General features: G+C 52.4%; 2 tRNA genes and 3 rRNA genes. All 5 read right to left on the reverse strand.

Annotation, left to right across the window (positions count from 1 at the left end):
- Positions 1-45 precede the first annotated feature (45 nt).
- The 5 genes from rrf to BCA33_RS19580 all read right to left on the reverse strand — a co-directional run bounded on the left by rrf (position 46) and on the right by BCA33_RS19580 (position 5,338).
- Positions 46-161 (reverse strand): 5S ribosomal RNA (gene rrf / locus BCA33_RS19560).
- Between the two features lie 83 nt (positions 162-244).
- A 23S ribosomal RNA gene (locus BCA33_RS19565) occupies positions 245-3,138 on the reverse strand.
- A gap of 307 nt (positions 3,139-3,445) precedes the next feature.
- Positions 3,446-3,521, reverse strand: a tRNA-Ala gene (locus tag BCA33_RS19570).
- Positions 3,522-3,615: 94 nt separating this feature from the next.
- A tRNA-Ile gene (locus BCA33_RS19575) sits at positions 3,616-3,692 on the reverse strand.
- A gap of 105 nt (positions 3,693-3,797) precedes the next feature.
- Positions 3,798-5,338 (reverse strand): 16S ribosomal RNA (locus tag BCA33_RS19580).
- Together the 16S, 23S and 5S rRNA genes with 2 tRNA genes alongside form the textbook arrangement of a ribosomal RNA operon.
- Positions 5,339-5,581: the final 243 nt, after the last annotated feature.

The raw sequence follows: 5,581 nt of genomic DNA on the forward strand, positions 1-5,581 counted from the left end.
GCAAAAAAGCCCGGTAGCATAGCTATCGGGCTTTCGTAATTAAGAGTCTGACGATGACCTACTCTCACATGGGCAAATGCCACACTACCATCGGCGCTGGCCTGTTTCACTTCTGAGTTCGAGATGGGATCAGGTGGTTCCAAGCCGCTATGGTCGTCAGACAAAACGGTTGATCACTGGGGGATGAGATAGAGCTGTGATTTGATTTTTTCGTTGCGATATCCGCAATTGTCTTGGGTGTTATATAGTCAAGCCGCACGAGCAATTAGTATCGGTTAGCTCAACGCCTCGCAGCGCTTACACACCCGACCTATCAACGTCCTAGTCTTGAACGGCTCTTCAGGGGCCTCAAGGGCCCAGGGAGATCTCATCTTGGAAGGGGCTTCCCGCTTAGATGCTTTCAGCGGTTATCCTGTCCGAACATAGCTACCGGGCAATGCCACTGGCGTGACAACCCGAACACCAGAGGTTCGTCCACTCCGGTCCTCTCGTACTAGGAGCAGCTTTCCTCAAATCTCCAACGTCCACGGCAGATAGGGACCGAACTGTCTCACGACGTTCTAAACCCAGCTCGCGTACCACTTTAAATGGCGAACAGCCATACCCTTGGGACCGGCTTCAGCCCCAGGATGTGATGAGCCGACATCGAGGTGCCAAACACCGCCGTCGATGTGAACTCTTGGGCGGTATCAGCCTGTTATCCCCGGAGTACCTTTTATCCGTTGAGCGATGGCCCTTCCATACAGAACCACCGGATCACTATGACCTACTTTCGTACCTGCTCGACGTGTCAGTCTCGCAGTTAAGCGGGCTTGTGCCATTACACTAACCGTACGATGTCCGACCGTACTTAGCCCACCTTTGTGCTCCTCCGTTACGCTTTAGGAGGAGACCGCCCCAGTCAAACTACCCACCACACAATGTCCTCATCCCCGATAAGGGACGGAGTTAGAACCTCAAACATGCCAGGCTGGTATTTCAAGGTTGGCTCCACGCAAACTAGCGTTCACGCTTCAAAGCCTCCCAGCTATCCTACACAAACATGTTCAAAGTTCACTGTGAAGCTATAGTAAAGGTTCACGGGGTCTTTCCGTCTAGCCGCGGATACACCGCATCTTCACGGCGATTTCAATTTCACTGAGTCTCGGGTAGAGACAGCGCCCCCATCGTTACGCCATTCGTGCAGGTCGGAACTTACCCGACAAGGAATTTCGCTACCTTAGGACCGTTATAGTTACGGCCGCCGTTTACCGGGGCTTCGATCAAGAGCTTCGCGCAAGCGCTAACCCCATCAATTAACCTTCCGGCACCGGGCAGGCGTCACACCGTATACGTCCTCTTACGAGTTTGCACAGTGCTGTGTTTTTAATAAACAGTCGCAGGGGCCTGGTATCTTCGACCGGCTTCTGCTCAACCCGCGAAGGGCGTCACATACCACCGGCGTGCCTTCTCCCGAAGTTACGGCACCATTTTGCCTAGTTCCTTTACCCGAGTTCTCTCAAGCGCCTTGGTATTCTCTACCTGACCACCTGTGTCGGTTTGGGGTACGGTCTCAAATAGCCTGAAGCTTAGAAGATTTTCCTGGAAGCATGGCATCAATGACTTCGCTCCCGTTAAGGGTGCTCGTCGTCGCGTCTCAGAATTGTGGATCCGGATTTGCCTAAACCCACTCCCTACACGCTTAAACCGGGACGACCGTCGCCCAGCTCACCTAGCCTTCTCCGTCTCTCCATCGCAGCTATCCAAGGTACGGAAATATTAATCCGTTTCCCATCGATTACACCTTTCGGTCTCACCTTAGGGGCCGACTCACCCTGCGCCGATTAGCGTTGCGCAGGAAACCTTGGTCTTCCGGCGTGGGAGTTTTTCACTCCCATTGTCGTTACTCATGTCAGCATTCGCACTTCTGATACCTCCAGCAAGCTTCTCAACTCACCTTCGCAGGCTTACAGAACGCTCCCCTACCCCGCATACAAAGTATGCAGCCGCAGCTTCGGTATCCAGTTTGAGCCCCGTTACATCTTCCGCGCAGGCCGACTCGACTAGTGAGCTATTACGCTTTCTTTAAAGGATGGCTGCTTCTAAGCCAACCTCCTAGCTGTCTGAGCCTTCCCACATCGTTTCCCACTTAACTGGAATTTGGGGACCTTAGCTGGCGGTCTGGGTTGTTTCCCTCTTCACGACGGACGTTAGCACCCGCCGTGTGTCTCCCGGATAGTACTCACAGGTATTCGGAGTTTGCATCGGGTTGGTAAGTCGGGATGACCCCCTAGCCGAAACAGTGCTCTACCCCCTGTGGTATTCGTCCGAGGCGCTACCTAAATAGCTTTCGGGGAGAACCAGCTATCTCCGGGCTTGATTAGCCTTTCACTCCGATCCACAAGTCATCCCCTGGCTTTTCAACGACAGTGGGTTCGGTCCTCCAGTTGATGTTACTCAACCTTCAACCTGCTCATGGATAGATCGCCCGGTTTCGGGTCTATGTCCAGCGACTAATTCGCCCTATTCAGACTCGGTTTCCCTACGGCTCCCCTAAACGGTTAACCTCGCCACTGAACATAAGTCGCTGACCCATTATACAAAAGGTACGCCGTCACAGAACAAGTCTGCTCCGACTGCTTGTACGCATACGGTTTCAGGATCTATTTCACTCCCCTCACAGGGGTTCTTTTCGCCTTTCCCTCACGGTACTGGTTCACTATCGGTCAGTCAGGAGTATTTAGCCTTGGAGGATGGTCCCCCCATGTTCAGACAGGATATCACGTGTCCCGTCCTACTCGATTTCACTAGACTCAGGTTTCGGATACGGGGCTATCACCCACTATGGCGGCACTTTCCAGAGCCTTCTCCTACCAGTTGTCTAGCTTAAGGGCTAGTCCCCGTTCGCTCGCCGCTACTTAGGGAATCTCGGTTGATTTCTTTTCCTCGGGGTACTTAGATGTTTCAGTTCCCCCGGTTCGCCTCTTACACCTATGTATTCAGTGCAAGATACCTAGCCGAAACTAGGTGGGTTTCCCCATTCAGAAATGCCCGGATCACAGCTTGTTTGCCAGCTCCCCGAACCTTATCGCAGGCTTCCACGTCTTTCATCGCCTCTGACTGCCAAGGCATCCACCGTATGCGCTTAGTTGCTTGACTATATAACCCCAAGACAACTGTGCCCCATTCACTAACACCCTGGTAAACCAGGAGGCCAATAAGTGGAGACAGTTCCTCGAAGCGATATAACAACCACTTCAACGACAACACCGGATAACGCTTGAAAAAATCGTTATCACATTGAACACGTTTTCTCGGAGATTATGAGAAAACGTCTTCGTGTTCTATCTCATCCAATTTGTTAAAGAGCAAATCTGACCCAGTGATCAGAAAAAAGAACTTCAGACTTAGCTGACGCTAAACTGAAACACTTGTTTCTGTACACTGACCGAAGTCAGGGTAATAATGGTGGAGCTAAGCAGGATCGAACTGCTGACCTCCTGCGTGCAAGGCAGGCGCTCTCCCAGCTGAGCTATAGCCCCAAAAGCTATGTCGAGAATTCGTCAGATCAAGGCATCGGATGCCGCCGCATAGCCTGCTATGCAAGTCATTCGATAACGCCGAGCTGATGAATTCTGGTGGGTCTGGGTGGATTTGAACCACCGACCTCACCCTTATCAGGGGTGCGCTCTAACCAACTGAGCTACAGACCCGGTTTTGCTTGTCTTTCAACAAGACCGTCGGGCCTACAGACCCTTGCTCTCTTTACAATTAACCAAGTAATTCGTGTGGACTCTGACCGAAGCTTCAACTTCGTTTAAGGAGGTGATCCAGCCCCAGGTTCCCCTAGGGCTACCTTGTTACGACTTCACCCCAGTCATGAACCACACCGTGGTGATCGTCCTCCCGAAGGTTAGACTAACCACTTCTGGTGCAATCCACTCCCATGGTGTGACGGGCGGTGTGTACAAGGCCCGGGAACGTATTCACCGTGACATTCTGATTCACGATTACTAGCGATTCCGACTTCACGGAGTCGAGTTGCAGACTCCGATCCGGACTACGATGCGTTTTGTGAGATTAGCTCCCCCTCGCGGGTTTGCAACCCTCTGTACGCACCATTGTAGCACGTGTGTAGCCCTGGCCGTAAGGGCCATGATGACCTGACGTCATCCCCACCTTCCTCCGGTTTGTCACCGGCAGTCTCCCTAGAGTTCTCAGCATTACCTGCTAGCAACTAGGGATAGGGGTTGCGCTCGTTACGGGACTTAACCCAACATCTCACGACACGAGCTGACGACGGCCATGCAGCACCTGTGTCTGAGCTCCCGAAGGCACCGATCCATCTCTGGAAAGTTCTCAGCATGTCAAGGCCAGGTAAGGTTCTTCGCGTTGCGTCGAATTAAACCACATGCTCCACCGCTTGTGCGGGCCCCCGTCAATTCATTTGAGTTTTAACCTTGCGGCCGTACTCCCCAGGCGGTCAACTTAGTGCGTTAGCTGCGCCACTAAGGATTCAAGATCCCCAACGGCTAGTTGACATCGTTTACGGCGTGGACTACCAGGGTATCTAATCCTGTTTGCTCCCCACGCTTTCGCACCTCAGTGTCAGTGTTGGTCCAGGTAGCCGCCTTCGCCACTGGTGTTCCTTCCTATATCTACGCATTTCACCGCTACACAGGAAATTCCACTACCCTCTACCACACTCTAGCCGAGCAGTTCGAAGTGCCGTTCCCAGGTTAAGCCCGGGGCTTTCACATCTCGCTTACTCAACCACCTACGCGCGCTTTACGCCCAGTAATTCCGATTAACGCTTGCACCCTCCGTATTACCGCGGCTGCTGGCACGGAGTTAGCCGGTGCTTCTTCTGTGAGTGACGTCAATCCTCAAGCGTATTAAACTTAAGGCCTTCCTCCTCACTGAAAGTGCTTTACAACCCGAAAGCCTTCTTCACACACGCGGTATGGCTGGATCAGGCTTGCGCCCATTGTCCAATATTCCCCACTGCTGCCTCCCGTAGGAGTTCGGGCCGTGTCTCAGTCCCGATGTGGCTGATCATCCTCTCAGACCAGCTACGGATCGTTGCCTTGGTGAGCCATTACCCCACCAACTAGCTAATCCGACTTAGGCTCATCCAATAGCGCAAGGTCCGAAGATCCCCTGCTTTCCCCAAAAGGGCGTATACGGTATTAATCCGAGTTTCCCCGGGCTATCCCCTACTACTGGGCAGATTCCTAAGCATTACTCACCCGTCCGCCGCTCGACGCCAGGGTGCAAGCACCCTTCGTTTCCGCTCGACTTGCATGTGTTAAGCCTACCGCCAGCGTTCAATCTGAGCCATGATCAAACTCTTCAGTTTAAATCATACAAGATCCGAAGATCTCAAATCTGCTCAAGACAAAACTCAATGTTCGACGAGTCGCTTGCCTTGGTATTTCTTGTCGAAATACTCCAGCCAGCGCCCACACGAATTACTTGGTTAATTTGTTAAAGAGCGTTTGAGCCGTGGCTCAATCAAGGAGGCGAATTATACATCGTATCGCCACCTTGTCAACCGTTTTTTTCGAGTTSTTTCAGAAGCTTCGCTTCTAAAACCACCGAA

Source organism: Marinobacter sp. AC-23 (genome assembly GCF_001858325.1).
Lineage (GTDB): Bacteria > Pseudomonadota > Gammaproteobacteria > Pseudomonadales > Oleiphilaceae > Marinobacter.